Raw genomic sequence first — 20,988 nt, 5'->3', positions numbered from 1 at the left:
CTACGGTTTTATCAGGTGCTGTCAGTTTACTAGGCATATTTGGCCTGATTTCTCTACACCTGTATCTCCCCCAACGCCATTCTTTGGTGCGCTCGCGCCTGCAAAATCGGTGCATCGCGCCTCACTTTGGTGATTGTTGCGACAAAATGCAAAAAGCCCCAAAAGCGGCTTTGCGCCGCCTGTTTTTTGTTGTACCTTCTTCAAATGCACCGCCCCTCGAAGCGGTTTTCACGAGACGCCGCCGTATCTTTATCCATTGGAGAATGTTTATGCTGCTCAAGACCAAAGTCATTCCTCTCGCCCTCGCCCTCGCCTTTGCCGGCCATGCGGGCGCGCAGGAAATCATCAAGATCGGCCACGTCGCCCCGGTCTCTGGCGCCAGCTCCCACCTGGGCAAGGATAACGAGAACGCGGCCAAGATGGCCATCGAGGATTTGAACGCAAAAGGCTTCAAGATCGACGGCAAAGCCGTGAAATTCGTGCTGGTGCCCGAAGATGACGCGGCCGATCCCAAACAGGGCACCGCCGTGGCGCAAAAGCTGGTCGACGCCAAGGTCAACGGCGTCGTCGGCCACCTGAATTCGGGCACGACGATTCCCGCCTCGCGCATTTACTTCAATGCGGGCATTCCGCAGATTTCGCCTGCCGCCACCAACCCGACATATACCCAGCAAAAATTCAACACGGCCTTCCGCGTCGTCGCCAATGACAACAAGCTGGGCGGCACCCTGGGCGCGTATGCCGTGGGCAAGCTGCAGGCGAAGAAAATCGCGGTCATCGATGACCGCACGGCCTACGGCCAGGGCGTGGCGGAACAGTTCGTCAAAGGCGCCAAGAAGGCGGCGCCAGGCGTGCAAATCGTCGGCAAGGAATTTACCAATGCCAACGCGACCGATTTCAATGCCATTTTGACCAGCATCAAGTCGAAAAATCCCGACCTGATCTTCTTTGGCGGCATGGATTCCGTGGGCGGCCCCATGCTGCGCCAGATGAAGGCGCTGGGCATCAAGGCCAAGTTCATGGGCGGTGACGGCCTGTGCACGGAACCGCTGGGCAAGCTGGCGGGCGACGCCGTGGGCGAAGACATGGTCACCTGCGCGGAAGCGGGCGGCGTGACGGGCGCGCAGCAAAAAGGCATGGACGACTTCCGCGCCCGCTACAAGCAAAAGTACAATATGGAAGTGCAGCTGTACGCGCCGTACGTGTACGATGCCGTGATGACCATGGCCACCGCCATGGCCGACGCCAAGTCGTCGAAACCGTCCGTCTACCTGCCATTCCTGGCCAAGGTGCACTACCAGGGCGTGACGGGGCCGATCTCGTTCGATGCCAACGGCGACATCAAGGATGGCGCGCTGACCTTGTTTACATATCGAGATGGCAAGAAGACCAAGATGGAAGTGGTCAAATAATAGAACCTACTGCGCGGCGCGATTTGCGGCCTGCGATGCTCACTGTGCATTCGCACAGCTCCGCTTCTCAGCCACAACTCACATCCGCTCGCTACGGTTCTTGCTGTCCGGCCACATAAGCCAGTAATCCTTCGGCCAGCGCGTCGAAGGTGGCGCGGCAGCGCAGGCTGCCGCGCAAGTCTTCATGCATGGTGACCCACGTTTCCATGGGCAGCGCAAACGCCTGCGGCAACACGCGCCGCAGGGCCGGATCGCGCGCCGCCAGCCCCGCCTGGCACACGCCGATGCCCGCGCCCGCGCGGATCAGGGCCAGTTGCGCCAGGTCGCTGTCGCTGCGCCAGGCAAAGTTTTCCCGCGAAAATCCCTGGAAGGCGGCGCCCGCGTTGCGTACGAAGGGGCTCGCTTCGTCGTAGCCGATGACGGCATGGCGCGCCAGATCGGCCAGTGCCAGCGGCATGCCGTGCCGCGCCAGGTAATCCGCATGCGCGTGCAGGCCCAGTTCGATATCGCCCACCTTGCGCGCCACCAGCTGCTCCTGGCGTGGACGCAGCATGCGCACGGCGATGTCCGCTTCCCGGCGCAGCAAATCCTGCACCTTGTTGCTCAATACCAATTCAATGATCAAGCCCGGATGGCGCGCGCGCAGGCGGGCCAGGATAGTCGGCAGCACTTCCACGCCCACCACTTCGCTGGCCGCGATGCGCACGACGCCGGCCACGCCCTGCCCCTGGCTGCTGGCGGCGCGCTCCATCAGGGCGGCCGTGTGCTCCATGGTTTCCGCATGGGGCCGCAACGCCAGCGCCACTTCCGTAGGAAGCAAGCCCAGCTGGGAGCGCGTAAACAGGGTCGCGCCCAGCGCCTGTTCCAGCGCGGCGATATGCCGGCCGACGGTGGGTTGCGTGATGCCCAGCGCGCGGGCCGCGCCGGACAGGGAGCCGTGCTTCAGCACGGCCAGCAGCGAACGATAGTATTCCCAGGCAATCGAATTGGTCATACATAAATGTATAGCCTGTGCTCGATGCTCGTCAATTCCCAATTAACCTTGCGCGGCAGATACTGGCTCCATCAACCACACGGAGGTCAGGATGGACAACACGAAAAACACGGCATTGGTACTGGGCGCCACGGGCGGCATCGGCGGCGAGATGGTGCGCCAGCTTTTGGCGGCGGGCTGGCGGGTACGCGCCCTGACGCGGGGCGAGACGCCGTCGCCACGCGGCGATCACGTCGAATGGCTGCGCGGCGATGCGCTGTCGCGCGCGGACGTGCTGGCGGCCGCGAAAGGCTGCGCCGTCATCGTGCACGCCGTCAACCCGCCCGGCTACCGCCACTGGGGCCGGCTGGTGCTGCCCATGCTGGACAACACCATCGCCGCGGCGATTGCCGAAAACGCCACCATCGTGCTGCCTGGCACCGTGTACAACTTCGGCCCCGACGCCTTTCCTGTATTGACAGAAGACGCGCAGCAGCGCCCGCTCACGCGCAAGGGCGCCATCCGCGTGGCGCTGGAAGCACGGCTGGAATGGGCCAGCACCCAGGGCGCCAGGGTGCTAATCGTGCGCGCGGGCGACTTCTTCGGCCCCCGCGCCGGCAATAACTGGTTTTCGCAGGGGCTGGTGAAACCGGGCCAGAGCGTGCGCAGCATCCTGTATCCGGGCGCGCCCGGCGTGGGCCACCAGTGGTCCTACCTGCCCGACGTGGCGCGCACGATGGTGCGATTGCTGGCCATGCGCGCTACCTTGCCCGCCTTTGCGCGCTTTCACATGGCCGGCCACTGGGACCACGACGGCCGGCAAATGACGGGCGCGATTGCCCGCGCGGTGGAACAGGCGACCGGCGCGCCACCTGTCATCCGGCGTTTTCCGTGGTGGCTGGTGGCGCTGGCGTCACCGTTCGTGGCGACCCTGCGCGAAATGCGCGAGATGCGCTATCTGTGGCAAACGCCCCTGTCCATGGACAATGCGCGGCTGCTGGCCGTGCTGGGCCAGGAAGCGCATACGCCGCTCGACGAGGCGGTGCGGGCGACACTGGAGGGCATGGGCAATCTGAAGGCGGCAGGCAAAAAAAATGCGCCGGGATTGCCGGCGCGCTGACTGCAGGTACTGCGGCACAGATTATTTCTGTGCCAGTACCCATTTGACCAGGGTGTGGGCTTCAGCATCGCTCACTTGCGGGTTCGCTGGCATCGGGATCGCGCCCCAGGTGCCGGAACCGCCCTTCATGACTTTCGCCACGAGCTTGGCTTCCGCGTCTTTCTGGCCAGCGTACTTGGCTGCCACGTCCTTGAACGCAGGGCCCACCAGTTTCGTGCTCACCGCGTGGCACGCCATGCAGTTTTTTGCTTTCGCCAGGTCCGGATTGGCCAACGCTGCTTGCGATGCCAGAGCCGATACGGTCAATACACTCACCAACATAAAACGTTTCATTGTCTTTTCTCCAAAGTTACTTCCTGCGGCATTTTACTGTGTTTCCGCAGATGCACCACGAGCCCAGATCAAGCGTTTCAATGTAGTAACGCAATGTAGACGGGAGGCAGTCATATTCTGCCCCATCTGCGCGCCCATGACCATGTTGTTTGTAAGGCGATGTAACGACAGCCGGCCCCGCGCAGCAGATCGGGGCCGGCTGTCTTACCTGCGCAACAGTATTCAACACCTGGCAAAACCGTAGCGAGCGGCAGCGAGTTGTGGCTGAGAAGCGCAGCTGTGCGGGTGCACAGTGAGCATCGCAGGCCGCAAATCGCGACGCGCAGTAGGTTTTGCCTGGTGTGGTCAGCGCTTCTTCAGTTGGGAGAGGTCGCGCACGGCGCCCCGATCGGCCGACGTCGTCAGCGCCGCATACGCCTGCAGCGCCTGCGACACATAGCGGTCGCGGTTGACGGGCAGCCAGGCCGCATCGCCCTTCGCTTCCATGGCGGCGCGGCGCGCAGCCAGTTCGGCATCCGTCACGCGCAGGTTGATGGTGCGCTCGGGGATGTCGATGTCGATGAAGTCGCCCTCTTCCACCAGGCCGATGGCGCCGCCTTCGGCCGCTTCCGGCGAGGCGTGGCCGATCACCAGGCCCGAGGAGCCGCCTGAGAAGCGCCCGTCCGTGAACAGCGCGCACGCCTTGCCCAGGCCCTTGGACTTGATGTACGACGTCGGGTACAGCATTTCCTGCATGCCGGGGCCGCCTTTCGGGCCTTCGTAGCGGATGATGACGACGTCGCCTTCATGCACGGTGTCTTCCAGGATGGCTGCGACGGCCGCGTCCTGGCTTTCGAACACGCGCGCCTTGCCCGAGAATTTCAAAATGCTTTCATCGACGCCCGCCGTCTTGACGATGCAGCCCTTTTCGGCCAGGTTGCCGTACAAGACGGCCAGGCCGCCATCCTGCGAGTAGGCGTGCGCCTTGTCGCGGATGCAGCCCGTGCTGCGGTCCGTATCGACGGCAGCGAAGCGCTCCGACTGCGAGAACGCCGTCTGCGTCGGCACGCCGCCTGGCGCTGCGCGGAACAGTTCATGTACGGCCGGATTGTCCGTGCACATGATGTCGTTTTGCGCGATGGCGTCGGCCAGGGTGGGCGCGTGGATGGTCGGCAGAGTCGTGTTGAGCAGGCCGGCGCGCGCCAGTTCGCCCAGGATGCCCACGATGCCGCCGGCGCGGTGCACGTCCTCGATATGGTATTTATCCGTCATCGGCGCCACCTTGCACAGGCACGGCACCTTGCGCGAGATGCGGTCGATATCGGCCATCGTGAATGCCACTTCCGCCTCGTGCGCGGCGGCCAGCAGGTGCAGCACGGTATTCGTCGAGCCGCCCATGGAGACGTCGAGCGCCATGGCGTTTTCAAACGCTGCCTTGGTGGCGATCGAGCGTGGCAGCACGCTGTAATCGTCCTGCTCGTAGTGGCGCTTGGCCAGTTCGACGATCAGGCGGCCCGCGCGCAGGAACAGCTGCTGGCGGTCCGAGTGCGTGGCCAGGATGGTGCCGTTGCCGGGCAGGGCCAGGCCCAGCGCCTCGGTCAGGCAATTCATCGAGTTGGCCGTAAACATGCCGGAGCAGGAACCGCAGGTCGGACAGGCCGAGCGTTCGATTTCCGCCACGTCGGCGTCGGACACCGTGCTGTCGCCCGCCTTGATCATGGCGTCGACCAGGTCCAGCTTGATGATCTTCTGCGCACCGTTGACCACCTTGACGACCTTGCCCGCTTCCATCGGCCCGCCGGAAATAAACACGACGGGGATATTGATGCGCATGGCGGCCATCAGCATGCCCGGCGTGATCTTGTCGCAGTTCGAGATGCAGACCATGGCGTCGGCGCAGTGGGCGTTGACCATGTATTCGACGGAGTCGGCGATCAGGTCGCGCGACGGCAGCGAATACAGCATGCCACCGTGGCCCATGGCGATGCCGTCATCGACGGCGATGGTGTTGAATTCCTTGGCCACGCCGCCGGCCGCTTCGATCTCGCGCGCCACCATCTGCCCCAGGTCTTTCAGGTGCACGTGGCCGGGCACGAACTGGGTGAACGAGTTGACGACGGCGATGATCGGCTTGTCGAAGTCGCCATCCTTCATGCCGGTGGCGCGCCACAGGGCGCGGGCGCCAGCCATGTTGCGGCCGTGGGTGGTGGTGCGGGAGCGGTATTGCGGCATGATGGGGACCTTCCGAGAAATGAATGATGCCTGACTGCCCGGATTTTCAACAAAACCCTGCATGCAGTGGGGGTACGTCAGATTGCCTTGCGCGCGTCCCACTGTCAAATATATGATGCACGTGTCTGTGAGTCGTTTTATGTATCACAGCATCCGATCAGCATGGAAATGCATATGAATCTTGAATTACGACAACTTCGCTATTTCGTCACGGTGGCCGAGGAATTGCACTTCGGCCGCGCCGCCGCGCGCCTGCACATGACGCAGCCGCCCCTGTCGCAAACCATCATGGCCCTGGAAGAATTGCTGGGTGCCCCCCTGTTCGTGCGCACGCGCCGCGAGGTGCAGCTGACGCCGGCCGGCAACGCCCTGCTGCCCGAGGCGCGCCGGCTGCTGGCCCAGGCGCAAGACTTGCCCGCGCTGGTGCGGCGGGCCGCGCAGGGCGAGGCGGGCCGCCTGAGCCTGGCTTTTGTTTCCTCGGCCGACTACAGCGTGCTGCCGCCGCTGCTGCGCGCGTATCAGACGGCCTATCCGCAAGTACAGATCGCGCTGCAGGAAGCCACGTCCGACCTGCAGCTGGACGAATTGCTGGCCGGGCGCACGGACGCGGGCTTGCTGATCCCGCCCCTGCCCGAGAAGGCGAAGGGGGAACTCGATTACCTGCCCGTGCTGGCCGAACCGCTGGTGCTGGCCGCGCCGTCCGGCCTCGACATCTTGAACACGCCGGGACCCGTGCGCCTGCGCGACGTGCCGCCCCTGCCCCTGATCATTTTCCCGCGCGCGATCTCGCCCGCCCTGCACGACGCCATCCTCGGCGTGTTCCGCGCGGCCGGCATCACGCCGCAGATCGGCCAGGAAGCGATCCAGATGCAAACCATCGTCAGCCTCGTCTCGGCTGGCATGGGCATCGCGCTTGTGCCACAATCGGTATCGAATCTGATGCGCCCGGGCGTAGAATACAGGCCGCTGCAGGACGCCACGCCGCTGGTGGAGACGGGCCTGGCCTGGCGCCGCGACAACCCGTCCGCCGTGCTGCAAGGTTTCCTGGCGCTGCTGCGCAAGCAGATCGGCGGTACTGCCAGTTAAATTAAGTGGCCGCTAAGGCAAAAAACCGCAAGCGCCCCCATACTACGCAACCTTAGCTTTAAACAAAGAAAGAAACCCCATGCTGATACACCCGATGCCCGACCCGATAGCCATCCAGATCGGCCCGCTCGCCGTGCACTGGTACGGCCTGATGTATGTGCTGGCCTTCGCCCTGTTCATTATCCTGGGCCGCGTGCGCATCAAGCAGCCGCATATCGCCGTGCTGGGCTGGAAGAAGGAAGACCTCGACGACATGCTGTTCTACGGCATGCTGGGCGTGGTGATCGGCGGTCGCCTGGGCGAAGTGCTGTTCTACCGCCCCGAATACTTCCTGCACAATCCGCTCGAGATCTTCATGGTGTGGCATGGCGGCATGTCCTTCCACGGCGGCTTCCTCGGCGTCATCCTGGCCATGTACCTGTGGAGCCGCAAGGCGGGCCGCAACCTGTTCGACGTGCTCGACTTCATCGCGCCGCTGGTGCCGCTCGGCTACGCGGCCGGCCGCCTGGGCAACTTCATCAATGCCGAACTGCCGGGCCGCATCGCCCCGGACACCCTGCCATGGGCCATGCAATGGCCGGGCATCCCGTATCCCGTGCACCCGTCGCCGATCTACCAGATGCTGGTCGACGGCATCCTGGTGTTCATCATCCTGTGGCTGTATGCGCGCAAGCAGCGTCCGCGCATGGCCGTCGGCGCCATGTTCACCCTGCTGTACGGCTGCGCGCGCTTCTTCACGGAATACTTCCGCACGCCGGACTGGGAAGTCGTGTGGCTGGGCGTGCCGATCACCTCGGGCCAGATGCTGTCCTTGCCGATGATCGTCGGCGCCATCGCGCTGCTGGTATGGGCGTATAAAAGCCAGGTGATGGGCACGCCGCCCACCAAGGCCCGCCCCGCAAACACGTAAACCGCTGTTCCCCCGATGGCGCGCCAGGCAGGCGCGCCATCCCCCTCCCCCGGCAACCTTTCCCTCAAAGCAGCACAATTTCCTTGCGGAATGAATCTTCGCTTGCGATAGCGCAATGATCGTTTTACCCTGCAGCAAGAGCAGGGCATGCAATCATGCTGTGTTGGCAATTCGAGCGGGGAGTCCCATCCATGCAGTATGCGAGGAAGACCACGACATTCTGGCTGGCGCTGGCGGGCGGCTACGTGCTGGCGCAGCTGGCCTTGACGGCCTGGGCCGGGACGCGCGGCCCCGCCGTGAGCTACCTGTTCGGCGTGACGGCGCCACTGCTGGCGCTGGCCGCCTGCTGCCGCAACGCCAGCCTGAGCGCCCCCGGCGTCGTGCGCACGGGCTGGGGCCTGTTTGCGGCCGCCATGCTTTTCTGGAGCGTGGGCATGGCCCTTTCCGCCTGGCAAGACCTGAGCGGCCATGTGGCTTCCGACACGACGTATTTCTCCGATTTTGCCTATTTCATGTATGGCGCGCCCTTGCTGCTGGCCATTTCCTCGGTCAGCGACCGCCACCCTTCGCGCACCCTGCAATGGCTGGACGCCGTGCAAGTGCTGCTGGCGGCCTACCTGACCTACACGGCCATCTTTTCCGTCTCGCCCTTCGACCAGCGCTCGATCGCGCCGATACCCGCCAGCCTGCTGGTGACGACGTACAACGTGGAAAACCTCGTCCTGGCCTGCTGCGCCTCGCTGCGCCTGCTGGCGCACCGCCGCGATGGCGCACAAGGGCGTTTCTACCTGCTGCTCAGCGTGTTCCTGTGGTGTTACGCCGCCTGCGCGGGCGCCTATAATTACCTGACCCTGCACGCGCTGGCCGAATCCGGTCCCAGCGAGATACTGCCCAGCATGCCTTTCCTGCTGCTGGCGGTGCTGGCCATGCGCGTGCAGCCGGGCGAGGAAGAAGCGCGGCCGCCGCGGCCGTTAACCTTGCTGATTGACAACTTCAGTCCCATCTTCTTCACGGCAGCCCTGCTGGGACTGGGATTCGTCGTGCTGCGGGAGCATTTCTACCTGGCGGCCAGCGCCCTGTTTGTCGCGCTGACGGTCCACGCGCTGCGCTCGGCCACCCTGCAAAGCCGCTACATGCAAAGCGAACTGGCCTTGCGCGCGGCGCATGACAAGCTGGAAAAGCTGTCGCTGACGGATGGCTTGACGGGCATCGCCAACCGGCGCTGCTTCGACCAGACCTTGCAGCTGGAGTGGCAGCGGGCCGCGCGCAACCAGCAAGCGCTGGCTCTGCTGATCATCGATATCGATTTCTTCAAAAGCCTCAACGATACCTTCGGCCACCCGTATGGCGACGCCTGCCTGGTGCGGATCGCGGCGGCCCTGCATTCCGCGCTGCCGCGCGCCAGCGACCTGGCGGCCCGCTTCGGCGGCGAAGAGTTTGCCGCCATCCTGCCCGCCACCGATGGCGCGGGCGCCCTGGCGGTGGCGCACAAGATGCAGGAAGCGATCGCCGCGGCCGCCATCGCCCACGCGCCGTCGCGCGGCGGCCTGGTCACGGCCAGCATCGGCCTGGCCTTGAGTGACGCAGGACAAACGCCGGAAGCATTGCTGGCCGCCGCCGACCAGGCCCTGTACCGGGCCAAGCAAAATGGCCGCAACCGGGTCGAAGTCCAGGCCTAAACTAGGCCTTCAACTTGCCGGTAATGACTTTCCATTGCGCCGGCGTCACGGGCGTGATCGACAGCCGGCTGCCCTTCTTCAGCAGCAGCATATCTTCCAGCTCCGGCATCTGGCGCATCTCGGACAGGGGCAGCAGCGCCGTCTTCTTCAGGCCGCGCACGTCGACGCTGATCCAGCGCGGCTGTTCCGGCGTCGCCTTGGCATCGAAATATTTGCCGCCCGCTTCAAACTGGCTGTGATCGGGATACGCGCCGCTGGCCACTTCGGCCACGCCCGCCACGCCCGGCTGCGGACAGCTGGAATGGTAGAACAGCACGCCATCGCCCGGCTGCATGCCATCGCGCATGAAGTTGCGCGCCTGGTAGTTGCGCACGCCAAACCACGGCATGGTGTTCTGCGGCGCGGCCATCAGGTCGTCGATGCTCACTTCATCGGGTTCGGATTTCATCAGCCAGTATTGTTTCATGTTCACTCCCTATCAAAAGCAACAGGCGTAAAAAAACGGCTGAGCATGATGCTGCAACCGTTTTCTTGGTACTGCAAATTGGGCCCCGCCTGTGCCGCTATGCCGGCATCCCGAACCAAACGGTTCAAGGTGGTCACGTTAGTTCAATTTCGGGTTCGTCGAACGAGCGACGCTCACTCCCATCAAACAAAATTCGCAACCGATGCGCATAAATGGTTCAAGGAATATATGGCAATCGCGAACACCGCAGGGTAGACCCAAGTTTACTCCTTTGATCGCGCATCGCAAAGACAAATCGTCGCGTACGCGCTTAAAAAAGGTTTTCCTGGGGCGTCAGAGCACTATCCAATACCGTGTGCATGGCCGAGATTTTCTGCTTCACTTCCAGTATCGTCAATTCCGACAGCGGACCTTGCGGCGACTTCACGGACAGGAATTCCGCGGCCACGCCCAGGGCGGCCAGCACGGCGATGCGGTCGTTGCCCTTGACCTTGCCCGCGTCGCGGATGGCTTTCATTTTGCTATCGAGATAGATCGCCGCTTCGCGCAGCGCGCGCTCTTCGCCGTCGCGGCACACCATGCTGTAGGACTGGCCCATGATATTGACATCGACACGCGGCATTACGCTTCCTTCTCGTTCTCGGCAATGTAGGCGCCCGCTTCCGAAGCGGCTTGCTCCAGGCCAGCTTGCACCAGTTCGGGAATTTTTTCCAGCAACGCTTCCACCCGCTCCTGCGCCTCGCGCATGCGTTGCACGTACAGGGCGTTGTCGGCGGCCAGCGCGGCATTGTCCTTGCGCAATTGCGCGTTTTCACGGCGCAGCGCATGGGTCATTTCGGCCAGCAGGCCTATTTTGTCGGATAATTCGTTGAATTCGGAAATCATCCCGCCACTATAGGGCGGACGCTCCATGGGCGTCAATCGAATCACGCCGCTGTCACACATATTTACATCAATGCAGGGCAGTTGGCGGACAATACACGCTTTTTCCGGCGCTTTTCGCCATCTGCACGCATCCGCCAGCGCCGCGATGGCAGCGTTTTACTCGTCGACGTAATCGGGTTCGATATCAAGTCCGCCATAGCGGTTTTCGCAAGAGCGGCGCGTCAGCGTCTGTTGTCCACTCTTGCCGTCAAGCACCATCGTCAAGTCGCGGCAAGTACTGCGGTAGCTGCCAGGTTTGGCGTCCGTTCCCGAGGGCGTCAGGCGCACTGCCAGCGGCACCGCATTGCCCAGGCCCTTGTTGCTCCACTGGCGCGTCTTGCCATCCTCTTCATCCTTCAAGGTGCGCACGGCAGCCGTCAGCAAGGCTTTCTGTTCCTTCGCATTCAGCTTGGCGATGGTCACGTCGGACAGGAATGGCGGATACACGACGGGCGCCGGATCCTTGCCCTGCACATCCCAGTTGCCGCTGTTCTGCGAACAGGTGCGGCGGCTCAGGTCCTGCGACTTGCCAGCCGCCGTGACGACGAATTTCAGGTCGCGGCAGACGTGCGCCTTCAGGCTGTGTTCCGTCATGCCGGAGTTGCTGAAGTTATACGTGACTTTCACCAGCACGCCGCGGTCGCCGCCGTTGTCCCACACATGGGCTTCCTGGTCGTCGTCATCCTTGTTCAAGTCGTTGAACAAGTCATTGAGCAGCATGTTCTTTTCCAGCGGGGTCAGGGCCGCCACGGTGATTTCATCGACGATGGTGGGCGTTTGCGCGGCGGCATTGCCCAGGCAGGCGAAGCCGATGACGGTGACGCCCAGCAGGCGCAGGGCGGGACGGGAAAGCGGGAATGGCATGGTGTTCTTTCTGGCGCGAGCGGTGATATGTGGCGATATTGATATGCAATTGCAATCATCTTATCAAATTTCATAGTCAAACTCTGTTTCCTGTGCGTACAGGAACACCCCCTCTCCGAACGACATGCTAGAGTCGCGCCTGTTGCTGACGCCCGGGAACGAGGCTTGTGCTGGCGCAAACCCTGTGTAGATGCAGGCTCTGCTCAGCATCTATCTATATGTTCCCCTTGAATAAGCCCCCTACCGTCCCTATAATTAGCACTCGTTAGTAGAGAGTGCTAACAAACTCTTTCGTAGCAATCCTCAGGACATGATGGTGCATGCCGGACAACAGCAGGGAACGCTACGCGGCGGGCGACGCCGCGATGCCACCACTGCCCAGCGCCGGCACGCACTCGATGACATGGGGTTTGCTTGACCGTTGCGGGCTGCTTTCAACGGCGGTCACTGAAAGCAGGCCTGGCGCTGCGCCAGGCATGTATTCATTTAGCAACACCTATCCATTGAACTTTAAGGAGTTTTGTATGAATCTGCGCCCATTGAACGATCGCGTCATCGTCAAACGCCTCGACCAGGAAACCAAAACTGCGTCCGGCCTCATCATTCCTGATGCAGCTGCTGAAAAACCGGATCAAGGCGAAGTCCTTGCCGTAGGCAATGGCAAGATTCTCGACGACGGCAAAGTCCGTCCTCTGGATGTCAAAGTGGGCGACCGCGTCCTGTTCGGCAAGTACGCCGGCCAAACCGTCAAAGTTGACGGCGATGAGCTGCTGGTCATGCGCGAAGAAGACATCATGGCGATCGTCGTCAAGTAATTGTTTCCACGTTGTAGACAGATACATCCCGAAACTCAGGAGAATTGAACATGGCAGCTAAAGAAGTAGTATTCGGCGACGCAGCGCGCGCCAAGATGGTCGAAGGCGTCAACATCCTCGCCAACGCAGTCAAAGTAACGCTGGGCCCGAAAGGCCGCAACGTGGTCCTGGAGCGCTCGTTCGGCGCCCCTACCGTCACCAAGGATGGTGTATCGGTAGCGAAAGAAGTTGAACTCAAAGACAAGCTCATGAACATGGGCGCGCAAATGGTCAAGGAAGTTGCTTCCCGCACCAGCGACAACGCCGGCGACGGCACCACCACCGCGACCGTGCTGGCACAAGCCATCGTGCGCGAAGGCATGAAGTTCGTTGCCGCCGGCATGAACCCGATGGACCTGAAGCGCGGTATCGACAAGGCTGTTGCAGCCACCGTCGAAGAACTGGCGAAAATCGCCCGTCCTTGCACCACGACCAAGGAAATCGCCCAAGTTGGCGCGATCTCGGCCAACTCGGACTACTCGATCGGCGAGCGTATCGCTGAAGCGATGGAAAAAGTCGGCAAAGAAGGCGTCATCACCGTAGAAGACGGCAAGTCGCTGAACGACGAGCTGGACATCGTTGAAGGCATGCAGTTCGACCGCGGCTACCTGTCGCCATACTTCATCAACAACCCAGAGAAACAAGTTGCCGTACTGGACAGCCCATTCGTCCTGCTGTGCGACAAGAAAATCTCGAACATCCGTGACCTGCTGCCGGTACTGGAACAAGTCGCAAAAGCTGGCCGTCCACTGCTGATCATCGCGGAAGACATCGAAGGCGAAGCGCTGGCGACCCTGGTTGTGAACAACATCCGCGGCATCCTGAAAACTTGCGCAGTGAAAGCCCCTGGCTTCGGCGACCGCCGCAAGGCCATGCTGGAAGACATCGCTGTCCTGACCGGCGGCCAAGTGATCGCTGAAGAAGTCGGCCTGACCCTGGAAAAAGTGACCCTGGCCGAACTGGGCCAAGCGAAACGCATCGAAGTGGGCAAGGAAAACACCATCGTTATCGATGGCGCCGGCGAAGCTGCCTCGATCGAAGCACGCGTGAAACAAGTACGCGTACAGATCGAAGAAGCGACCTCGGACTACGACCGTGAAAAACTGCAAGAGCGCGTCGCCAAACTGGCTGGCGGCGTTGCCGTGATCAAGGTTGGCGCAGCCACCGAAGTCGAAATGAAAGAGAAAAAAGCCCGCGTTGAAGATGCACTGCACGCAACCCGCGCTGCCGTGGAAGAAGGCATCGTGCCAGGCGGCGGCGTAGCCCTGCTGCGCGCACGCGCCAACATCACGGTCAAGGGCGACAATCCTGATCAAGACGCTGGTATCAAGATCGTCCTGCGCGCAATGGAAGAGCCACTGCGCATGATCGTGCAAAACGCTGGCGAAGAAGCTTCGGTCGTCGTGGCAGCCGTACTGGCTGGCTCGGGCAACTACGGCTACAACGCTGCCAACGGCACGTATGGCGACATGGTTGAAATGGGCGTCCTGGACCCAGCCAAAGTGACCCGTTCGGCGCTGCAAAACGCCGCTTCGATCGCTTCGCTGATGCTGACGACCGACTGCATGGTCTGCGAAATCGCTGACGACAAAGCAGGCGGCGGCATGGGCGGCGGCATGGGTGGTATGGGCGGCATGGGCGGCATGGACGGCATGATGTAATGTCCGGCGGCCAGTCGCGCAGGCGACGGCGCGACTGGCCGCATACGCAGGGACAGGGCTGGCAGACCAAAAGCTGCCAGCGCCTCCCGGCGGCCCCGAAAGCCACCTTCTACGGAAGGTGGCTTTTTTTCGCCTGGCGATTTGGCAAACCCGTTTCGCAAACCCGTATGGCAAGCCCGGCGATTGCCGGCCTGCGCGTTTTGCTTTAGCATGGCCGCCATCGTCCCTCTTTCTCACGCTCACCATCATGCCGCCACGCGCCTCCTCTTCCAAAACCACCATCATCGCCGGCATCCTGGCCGGCTTGCTGGCCGCCGGGCTCGGCGCGTTCTACCTGCACCAGCAATCCGCGCCGCAGGCAGACAATGCCCCCGCCGCGAGCAGCCAGACGGCGGCGCCGGAGCAGAACGCGCGCGCCATCGATGCCTTGATGGCTTTGCCGGAAATCAAGGCCTGGTCAGCGCATATCGAAAAGGCATCGGGCGGCCGCGCCCATGGCGCCGTGATGGAAACGTCGCCCGAGACGCGCCTCGTCGATGGCGTCGCCTGTTATCAGCTGAGCTTTTTCGAAAGCACGCCCGATGCGGCGCACCGGTGGGAGAGTTTCGTCGTTTCGCCCGACGGCAAGCGCATCCTCGTCGACGACATCGTCAGCGCTGAGCTGATCAGCCTGGAACAATGGCGCAAGGACAATGCGCCCATGCAGCGCGTCGCCACGCAGTAACGCCCCTGCGCCGGCTGCGGGCGCGATGGCCAGGGACGCTTGCCTTGCAGCGCAAGCTTTACTTTCTGGCATCGAAGCCCGATACTCGCCCACATGCCAGCCATCACTGTCCGTCCCCTCGCGCCAGACGACGTTGCCGCCTACCGCGCGCTGCGCCTGGCCGGCATCGCCGAACTGCCCGCCGCCTTCTGCACCACGCATGCGGCGGAAAGCGGCTTGCCGCTGGCACAGATAGCCCAGCGCTTGCGCGCCACTTCCAACCAAATAATATTTGGCGCTTTCGACGAGGAACAATTGATCGCGCTGGCCGGCCTGCGCCGCGAACCGATTGCCGTCGTGCATGACAAGGCCAGCCTGTGGGGCGTGTACGTGGCGCCGCAGGCGCGCGGACGCGGCGCGGGACGGCAACTGGTGCAGGCCGCCATCACCCATGCCTGCGCCATTCCCGAACTGGGCCGCGTGCGCCTGGCCGTGGCGCAGGACAACCACGCGGCATTGACCCTGTACCTCGGTTGCGGTTTTACCCTGGAAGACTGTCCCGCATCGGATGGCATGCTGCAAATGCAGCTGTGGCTGCCCCGCCCGGCGCGTGCAAGTGCCGAAAGTAATGTCTTTATGAAAATCAATACCTTACAAATCTCTGCGAAATAGCGGACAGGCCGTTTTTTCTGTTGCAAGCAAACGCGGCAGGCCTTAGCATCGCGGCTTACAAAAAAAACTTGGGGAGAGCCAATGTCATCGGCCGAGACACAAACCGCCACGGGCAAAATGCCGCGGCAAATACCGTACATCATCGCCAACGAAGGCTGCGAACGCTTCAGCTTCTATGGCATGCGCAACATCCTGACGCCATTCCTCATCAGCACCTTGCTGCTGATGATCCCGATCGACCAGCGCACGGGCGAAGCCAAGCACGTCTTCCACACCTTCGTCATCGGCGTGTACTTCTTCCCGCTGCTGGGCGGCTGGCTGGCCGACCGCTTCTTTGGCAAGTACAACACCATCTTCTGGCTCAGCCTCGTGTATTGCGCCGGCCATGCCTGCCTGGCCCTGTTTGAAAACAGCGTCAACGGCTTCTATTTCGGCCTGTTCCTGATCGCCTTCGGTTCCGGGGGCATCAAGCCGCTGGTGGCATCGTTTGTCGGCGACCAGTTCGACCAGACCAACAAGCACAAGGCCAAGCTGGTATTCGACCTGTTCTACTGGATCATCAACTTCGGCTCCTTCTTCGCTTCGCTGCTGATGCCGATGTTCCTGCGCGACTTCGGCCCGTCGATCGCCTTCGGCATCCCCGGCCTGATGATGCTGGCCGCCACCATCGTCTTCTGGATGGGCGCCAAGAAATACGTGCACGTGCCGCCGGCGCCGCCAAATCCCGATTCGTTCACCCGCGTGGCCCGCACGGCCTTGCTGGCCCGTGTCGATGGCGGTTCGCGTCCCGGCCTGTACGTGGCCTACGTCGGCGTGATCGGCGCCCTGTATGCGTTCTACAGCATTCCCGAATGGGGCTTCGTGATTGCCGCGTGTACCGCGCTGGTATTGCTGCTGGCCTTCGGCAGCATCGGCACGGCCATGCAACTGGAACGCGCACGCGGCATCCACCCTGACGAAGCCGTCGAAGGCGTGCGCGCCGTGTTGCGCATCCTCGTCATCTTCGCCCTCGTCACGCCGTTCTTCTCGCTGTTCGACCAGAAGGCCTCGACGTGGATCGTGCAGGCGAACACCATGGAAAAACCAAGCTGGTTCCTCCCGGCGCAGATGCAGGCGCTGAACCCGATGCTGGTGATGCTCCTGATCCCGTTCAACAACCTGGTGCTGTACCCGATGCTGAACCGCTTCGGCCTGGAAGCGACGGCCCTGCGCCGCATGACGGCCGGTATCGGCTTTTCCTCGCTGGCGTGGATCGTCATCGGTCTGCTGCAGCTGGCCCTCGACAGCGGCAACGCCGTCTCCATCATGTGGCAGATCCTGCCGTACGCCTTGCTGACGTTCGGCGAAGTGCTGGTCTCGGCCACGGGCCTGGAGTTTGCGTACAGCCAGGCGCCCGTGTCCATGAAGGGCGCCATCATGAGCTTCTGGAACCTGTCGACCACGGTGGGCAACCTGTGGGTGCTGATCGTCAACCGCAGCGTCATGAACGAAGGCGTGATCGGCAAGATCGCCGAGAGCGGCATCAGCGTGACAGCCTTCCAGATGTTCTTCTTCGCCGCCTTCGCCGCCGTCGCCATGCTGGCCTTCGGCCTGTATGCGAAGCGCTACAAGATGGTCGACAACTACCGCCAGGCGGTCATCCCGGCGAAAGCCTGATGCCGGTTTGATGTAACGCAAAAGGGCGCCCGAGGGCGCCCTTTTTTACGTCGTCACCGTCGGCCCGTCGCGCCCCGTGCGCGAGCGGATCTGCGCCACTGTTTCCGCCACGGCGATCAGCCCCGCCAGCGCTTGCTGGGTCGGCAAGTCATGCTGCGCCGGATCGGCTGCGTAGCGCTCCAGGTACAGGCGCAGGGTGGCGCCTTCGGTACCCGTGCCGGACAGGCGCAGCACGATGCGCGCGCCGTCCGTCATGATGATGCGGATGCCCTGCTGCGTCGCCACCGAACCGTCGACAGGATCCGTGTAGCTGAAATCGTCGGCCAGCGCCACCGTGTAGCCGCCCAGCGCCTGGCCCGGCAAGGCGGCCAGCCGGCCGCGCACGGCCTGCATCAGCTGCGCCGCGCCGGCACTGTCGATGTCTTCGTAATCGTGGCGCGAATAATAGTTGCGGCCATGGGTCGCCCAGTGGGCGCGCACGATCTCTTCCACCGATTGCTTTTTCTCAGCCAGCAGGTTGAGCCAGAACAACACGGCCCACAGGCCATCCTTTTCGCGCACGTGGTTCGAGCCCGTGCCGTAGCTTTCTTCGCCGCACAGGGTGGCCAGGCCCGCGTCGAGCAGGGTGCCGAAGAACTTCCAGCCCGTCGGCGTCTCGTAGCACGGTATGCCCAGCGCGCTGGCGACCCGGTCGGCCGCGCCCGACGTGGGCATGGAGCGGGCGATGCCTTTCAGCCCGGCGCGGTAGCCGGGCGCCACGGTGGCGTTGGCGGCCAGGATGGCCAGGCTGTCCGAGGGCGTCACGTCGAAGCGGCGGCCGACGATCATGTTGCGGTCGCCGTCGCCGTCCGAGGCGGCGCCGAAGTCGGGCCCATCGTCGGCCGCCATGATGGCGATCAATTCCTGCGCGTTGACGGGATTCGGGTCCGGGTGGCCGCCGCCGAAATCTTCCAGGGGCACGCCGTTGATGACGCTGCCCTTGGGCGCACCCAGCATGCCTTCCAGGATGGCCGTCGCATACGGGCCGGAAACGGCGTGCATGCCGTCAAAGCAGATGCGCAAGCCGCCCGCGAACAGGGCGCGGATGGCGTCGAAGTCGAACAGCTGCTGCATCAGTTCCGCGTAATCGAGCACCGGATCGATCACCTCGACCGTCATCTGCTCGATGCGCACCACTCCCAGGATATCGAGGTCGATGTCGGCCGCATCGCTGATGCGGTATTCGGTGATCGTTTGCGTGCGCGCAAACATGGCCTCGGTGACTTTTTCGGGCGCCGGGCCGCCATTGGCGATGTTGTACTTGATGCCGAAATCGCCGTCGGGTCCGCCCGGGTTATGGCTGGCCGACAGGATCAGGCCGCCGCTGGCGCCATGCTTGCGGATGACGCAGCTGACCGCCGGCGTCGACAGGATGCCGCCCTGTCCCAGCAGCACGCGCGCGTAGCCGTGCGCGGCCGCCATGCGCAGCACCGTCTGGATGGCCGCGCGGTTGTAATAACGGCCGTCGCCGCCCAGCACCAGGGTCTGGCCGCGGCAGTCGCCCAGCGTGTCAAAAACGCTCTGCACGAAATTTTCCAGGTATTGCGGTGCGCTGAAGACAGCCACCTTCTTGCGCAAGCCCGAAGTGCCGGGCCGCTGGCCGGCTATCGGCGCCGTATTGATGATTTGTATAGCCATCTTGCCTCCATATTAACTTCCCATGTTAACGCATGCCAGGCAAGCGGCAAAGCGTTGTACATCTGCCACGGTGCGCCAAGCCGCTTAGCGCCACATCCCGGCATGACATATAATGAGAATCATTCTCATATGCGGCATTCCTGGCTGCGGACTCATACATCGGACGCCGTGGTTGCACGCTATTACCAAGAACTGTTGAACTTTTGCTGGCGCAGCTTGCGCAACCGCGAGGCCGCTGCCGACCTGGTGCAGGAAAGCTATGCGCGCGTGCTGGGTGAAGCGGCCGTGCGCGAACCGCGCGCGCTGCTGTACCGCACGGCGCGCAACTTGCTGATCGACAAGCACCGCCGCGCCGCCTTGCGCCAGCACGAGGAGCTCGACGCCCTGCCGGAGTCCGCGCATCCGGCCGCCCCCCGTCATCTGCAGCCGGAGCAGGCGCTGGAAAGCAGCCAGGACTGGCAAGCCTGCGTGGCCGCCATTGACGCCTTGCCGCCCCGCTGCCGCGACGCCTTCGTGCTGCACGTGTTCGAGGAATTGCCGCACGCGCAAATCGCCGCGCGCATGGGCATTTCCGTGAGCATGGTGGAAAAACATATCGCGCGCGGCATGCTCAGTTGCCAGGCGCAGTTGCATTCTTTGCGGGAAGCCACATAATGGCGCCCATGACCGCCCACTCGCCCCGCCATGATTTCGGCCCCTCTGCCCAGGAGCAGGCGGACTTGCGCGAGTACGCCGACTTTGCCGCCACGCAAGATGGCGTGGCGCTGGCAGCCGCCACCTGGTTCAGCCGGCACGGCAACCTCGATGCACAGGACCAGTCGGCGTTTGCCGCCTGGCTGGCGGCCGATCCGGCCCATGCCGAAGCCTACGCGCAACTGCAAAGCACGCACCGCGTGGCGCGCCGGATTCCCCCGCAGGTCGCCGCGCGCTGGGCAGTGCCGCCAGCCGCAACGCACGTGACACCGCAGGCGCCGCGCCGTCATTGGCTGCGCGCGCTGCCGTATGCGGCCGCCGCCATGTTGCTGCTGAGCGTGGGCGCGGGCGGCTACCAGTGGTGGCAACAGCAAGCCGTGTTCAGCCAGTCGTATGCCACCGTGCGTGGCCAGCGCCTGGCCGTCGCGCTGCCCGACGGCAGCAAGCTGCAGCTCGATACGGCCACGCAACTGCACGTCACCCTGTACCGCCAGCGGCGCGAAGTGCGCCTGGCGCACGGCGAAGCGCTGTTCCAGGTGCAATCGAAGCAGGGCCAGCCCTTCGACGTGCTCAGCGGTCCCCTGACAGTGACGGTGGTGGGCACGCAGTTTTCCGTGCGCAATACCCTCGAGCACGACGGCAAGCTGCGCGTGGCCGTGCAGCATGGCCAGGTGCGCGTGGCGGGTGCGCGGCAAGACCGGGTCGACCTGCGGGCCGGCCAGGGCGTCAGCAGCGATGCCAGCGGCCGCCTGTCGGCCATCGCCAGCCTGGCCCCGGGCAGCGTGGCGTCGTGGCGCGACGGCAGGATCACCTTCGACAATGTGCCGCTGGGCGCGGCGCTGGCCGAGTTCGAACGCTATGGCGACACGGGCTTCGTCGTGCGCGATCCCGCCGTCGCCAGGCTGCGCATCGGCGGCAGCTTCAGCCTGACCCAGCTGGACCGTTTCGCCGCTGCCCTGCCGCAACTCTTGCCCGTGCAGATCGTCCGCAACGGCACCGTCAGCACCATCGGCATGGCGCCGAAAGCCGCCGCGCAGGCGCCGGCCATGCAACTGCAATAAATGAAAATAATTCGCATTCGCAGGTGAGGATTT

The 20,988-nt window shown here is 63.3% G+C and carries 20 protein-coding genes and 1 other RNA gene; 12 read left to right on the top strand and 9 right to left on the bottom strand.

Annotated elements, in window-relative coordinates; all coding sequences use genetic code 11:
- Positions 1 to 269 precede the first annotated feature (269 nt).
- Entirely contained in the window at positions 270 to 1,412 is a 1,143-nt protein-coding gene (locus tag NCG91_RS17775) for a branched-chain amino acid ABC transporter substrate-binding protein (protein ID WP_251350653.1), read from the top strand.
- A gap of 91 nt (positions 1,413 to 1,503) precedes the next feature.
- Here the strand turns inward: NCG91_RS17775 and NCG91_RS17770 are convergent, their stop codons facing one another.
- Positions 1,504 to 2,406, bottom strand: coding sequence for a LysR family transcriptional regulator (locus NCG91_RS17770; RefSeq protein ID WP_251350652.1), 903 nt, complete (start codon positions 2,404 to 2,406; stop codon positions 1,504 to 1,506).
- Between the two features lie 91 nt (positions 2,407 to 2,497).
- Between NCG91_RS17770 and NCG91_RS17765 the strand changes: the two genes are divergently transcribed.
- Positions 2,498 to 3,505 (top strand): NAD-dependent epimerase/dehydratase family protein, encoded by a 1,008-nt coding sequence (locus NCG91_RS17765; RefSeq protein ID WP_251350651.1) that lies wholly within the window; start codon positions 2,498 to 2,500, stop codon positions 3,503 to 3,505.
- A 21-nt stretch (positions 3,506 to 3,526) separates the two neighbouring features.
- Here the strand turns inward: NCG91_RS17765 and NCG91_RS17760 are convergent, their stop codons facing one another.
- Together NCG91_RS17760 and ilvD are read right to left on the bottom strand one after the other, a co-directional pair.
- Positions 3,527 to 3,838: a c-type cytochrome gene (locus tag NCG91_RS17760; protein ID WP_099666767.1), complete on the bottom strand. Its 312-nt coding sequence runs from the start codon at positions 3,836 to 3,838 to the stop codon at positions 3,527 to 3,529.
- 345 nt (positions 3,839 to 4,183) lie between these two features.
- On the bottom strand, positions 4,184 to 6,049 hold the full coding sequence (gene ilvD, locus NCG91_RS17755; protein ID WP_251350650.1) for a dihydroxy-acid dehydratase: 1,866 nt from the start codon (positions 6,047 to 6,049) through the stop codon (positions 4,184 to 4,186).
- A gap of 174 nt (positions 6,050 to 6,223) precedes the next feature.
- On the opposite strand from ilvD, the gene NCG91_RS17750 reads away from it, so the two are divergent.
- The 3 genes from NCG91_RS17750 to NCG91_RS17740 all read left to right on the top strand — a co-directional run bounded on the left by NCG91_RS17750 (position 6,224) and on the right by NCG91_RS17740 (position 9,724).
- A complete protein-coding gene (locus tag NCG91_RS17750) occupies positions 6,224 to 7,135 on the top strand; it encodes a LysR family transcriptional regulator (RefSeq protein ID WP_251350648.1) in 912 nt (303 codons plus the stop codon).
- A 79-nt stretch (positions 7,136 to 7,214) separates the two neighbouring features.
- On the top strand, positions 7,215 to 8,045 hold the full coding sequence (gene lgt, locus NCG91_RS17745; RefSeq protein WP_077408057.1) for a prolipoprotein diacylglyceryl transferase: 831 nt from the start codon (positions 7,215 to 7,217) through the stop codon (positions 8,043 to 8,045).
- A gap of 155 nt (positions 8,046 to 8,200) precedes the next feature.
- Positions 8,201 to 9,724 (top strand): GGDEF domain-containing protein, encoded by a 1,524-nt coding sequence (locus NCG91_RS17740; RefSeq protein WP_251350646.1) that lies wholly within the window; start codon positions 8,201 to 8,203, stop codon positions 9,722 to 9,724.
- A 1-nt stretch (position 9,725) separates the two neighbouring features.
- Here the strand turns inward: NCG91_RS17740 and NCG91_RS17735 are convergent, their stop codons facing one another.
- The 5 genes from NCG91_RS17735 to NCG91_RS17715 form a co-directional block, all read right to left on the bottom strand.
- Positions 9,726 to 10,190: an EVE domain-containing protein gene (locus NCG91_RS17735; RefSeq protein WP_251350644.1), complete on the bottom strand. Its 465-nt coding sequence runs from the start codon at positions 10,188 to 10,190 to the stop codon at positions 9,726 to 9,728.
- A gap of 78 nt (positions 10,191 to 10,268) precedes the next feature.
- Positions 10,269 to 10,446, bottom strand: a non-coding RNA gene (gene ssrS / locus NCG91_RS17730) — 6S RNA.
- Between the two features lie 54 nt (positions 10,447 to 10,500).
- Positions 10,501 to 10,812 carry a cell division protein ZapA gene (locus tag NCG91_RS17725; RefSeq protein WP_034747344.1) on the bottom strand — a complete coding sequence of 104 codons (312 nt, stop codon included), beginning with the start codon at positions 10,810 to 10,812 and terminating at the stop codon, positions 10,501 to 10,503.
- On the bottom strand, positions 10,812 to 11,102 hold the full coding sequence (locus NCG91_RS17720) for a DUF904 domain-containing protein (protein WP_306558416.1): 291 nt from the start codon (positions 11,100 to 11,102) through the stop codon (positions 10,812 to 10,814). Before NCG91_RS17720 ends, NCG91_RS17725 begins: the two co-directional genes overlap by 1 nt.
- Before the next feature lie 129 nt (positions 11,103 to 11,231).
- Positions 11,232 to 11,978, bottom strand: a complete 747-nt coding sequence (locus tag NCG91_RS17715; RefSeq protein WP_251350642.1) for a hypothetical protein — start codon at positions 11,976 to 11,978, stop codon at positions 11,232 to 11,234.
- Between the two features lie 524 nt (positions 11,979 to 12,502).
- On the opposite strand from NCG91_RS17715, the gene groES reads away from it, so the two are divergent.
- The 5 genes from groES to NCG91_RS17690 all read left to right on the top strand — a co-directional run bounded on the left by groES (position 12,503) and on the right by NCG91_RS17690 (position 17,524).
- Positions 12,503 to 12,793 (top strand): co-chaperone GroES, encoded by a 291-nt coding sequence (gene groES / locus NCG91_RS17710; protein ID WP_010400979.1) that lies wholly within the window; start codon positions 12,503 to 12,505, stop codon positions 12,791 to 12,793.
- A 50-nt stretch (positions 12,794 to 12,843) separates the two neighbouring features.
- Positions 12,844 to 14,493: a chaperonin GroEL gene (groL, locus tag NCG91_RS17705; protein ID WP_034786546.1), complete on the top strand. Its 1,650-nt coding sequence runs from the start codon at positions 12,844 to 12,846 to the stop codon at positions 14,491 to 14,493.
- A 247-nt stretch (positions 14,494 to 14,740) separates the two neighbouring features.
- Positions 14,741 to 15,217, top strand: a complete 477-nt coding sequence (locus NCG91_RS17700) for a hypothetical protein (RefSeq protein WP_251350640.1) — start codon at positions 14,741 to 14,743, stop codon at positions 15,215 to 15,217.
- A 93-nt stretch (positions 15,218 to 15,310) separates the two neighbouring features.
- Positions 15,311 to 15,868 (top strand): GNAT family N-acetyltransferase, encoded by a 558-nt coding sequence (locus NCG91_RS17695; RefSeq protein ID WP_251350638.1) that lies wholly within the window; start codon positions 15,311 to 15,313, stop codon positions 15,866 to 15,868.
- An 81-nt stretch (positions 15,869 to 15,949) separates the two neighbouring features.
- Positions 15,950 to 17,524, top strand: a complete 1,575-nt coding sequence (locus tag NCG91_RS17690) for a POT-type proton-dependent oligopeptide transporter (RefSeq protein WP_077408069.1) — start codon at positions 15,950 to 15,952, stop codon at positions 17,522 to 17,524.
- A 45-nt stretch (positions 17,525 to 17,569) separates the two neighbouring features.
- Here the strand turns inward: NCG91_RS17690 and NCG91_RS17685 are convergent, their stop codons facing one another.
- Positions 17,570 to 19,201: an alpha-D-glucose phosphate-specific phosphoglucomutase gene (locus NCG91_RS17685; protein WP_251350637.1), complete on the bottom strand. Its 1,632-nt coding sequence runs from the start codon at positions 19,199 to 19,201 to the stop codon at positions 17,570 to 17,572.
- A gap of 168 nt (positions 19,202 to 19,369) precedes the next feature.
- Between NCG91_RS17685 and NCG91_RS17680 the strand changes: the two genes are divergently transcribed.
- Together NCG91_RS17680 and NCG91_RS17675 are read left to right on the top strand one after the other, a co-directional pair.
- Positions 19,370 to 19,855 (top strand): sigma-70 family RNA polymerase sigma factor, encoded by a 486-nt coding sequence (locus NCG91_RS17680; protein ID WP_180278703.1) that lies wholly within the window; start codon positions 19,370 to 19,372, stop codon positions 19,853 to 19,855.
- Entirely contained in the window at positions 19,855 to 20,955 is a 1,101-nt protein-coding gene (locus NCG91_RS17675; protein ID WP_251350635.1) for a FecR family protein, read from the top strand. Before NCG91_RS17680 ends, NCG91_RS17675 begins: the two co-directional genes overlap by 1 nt.
- The last annotated feature ends 33 nt before the right edge of the window (positions 20,956 to 20,988 follow it).

The organism is Janthinobacterium kumbetense (assembly GCF_023703445.1).
GTDB classification, from domain to species: Bacteria; Pseudomonadota; Gammaproteobacteria; order Burkholderiales; family Burkholderiaceae_D; genus Janthinobacterium; species Janthinobacterium kumbetense.
The sequence above is the reverse complement of the archived record's forward strand: the minus strand, read 5'-3'. Positions and strand labels throughout refer to the sequence as shown.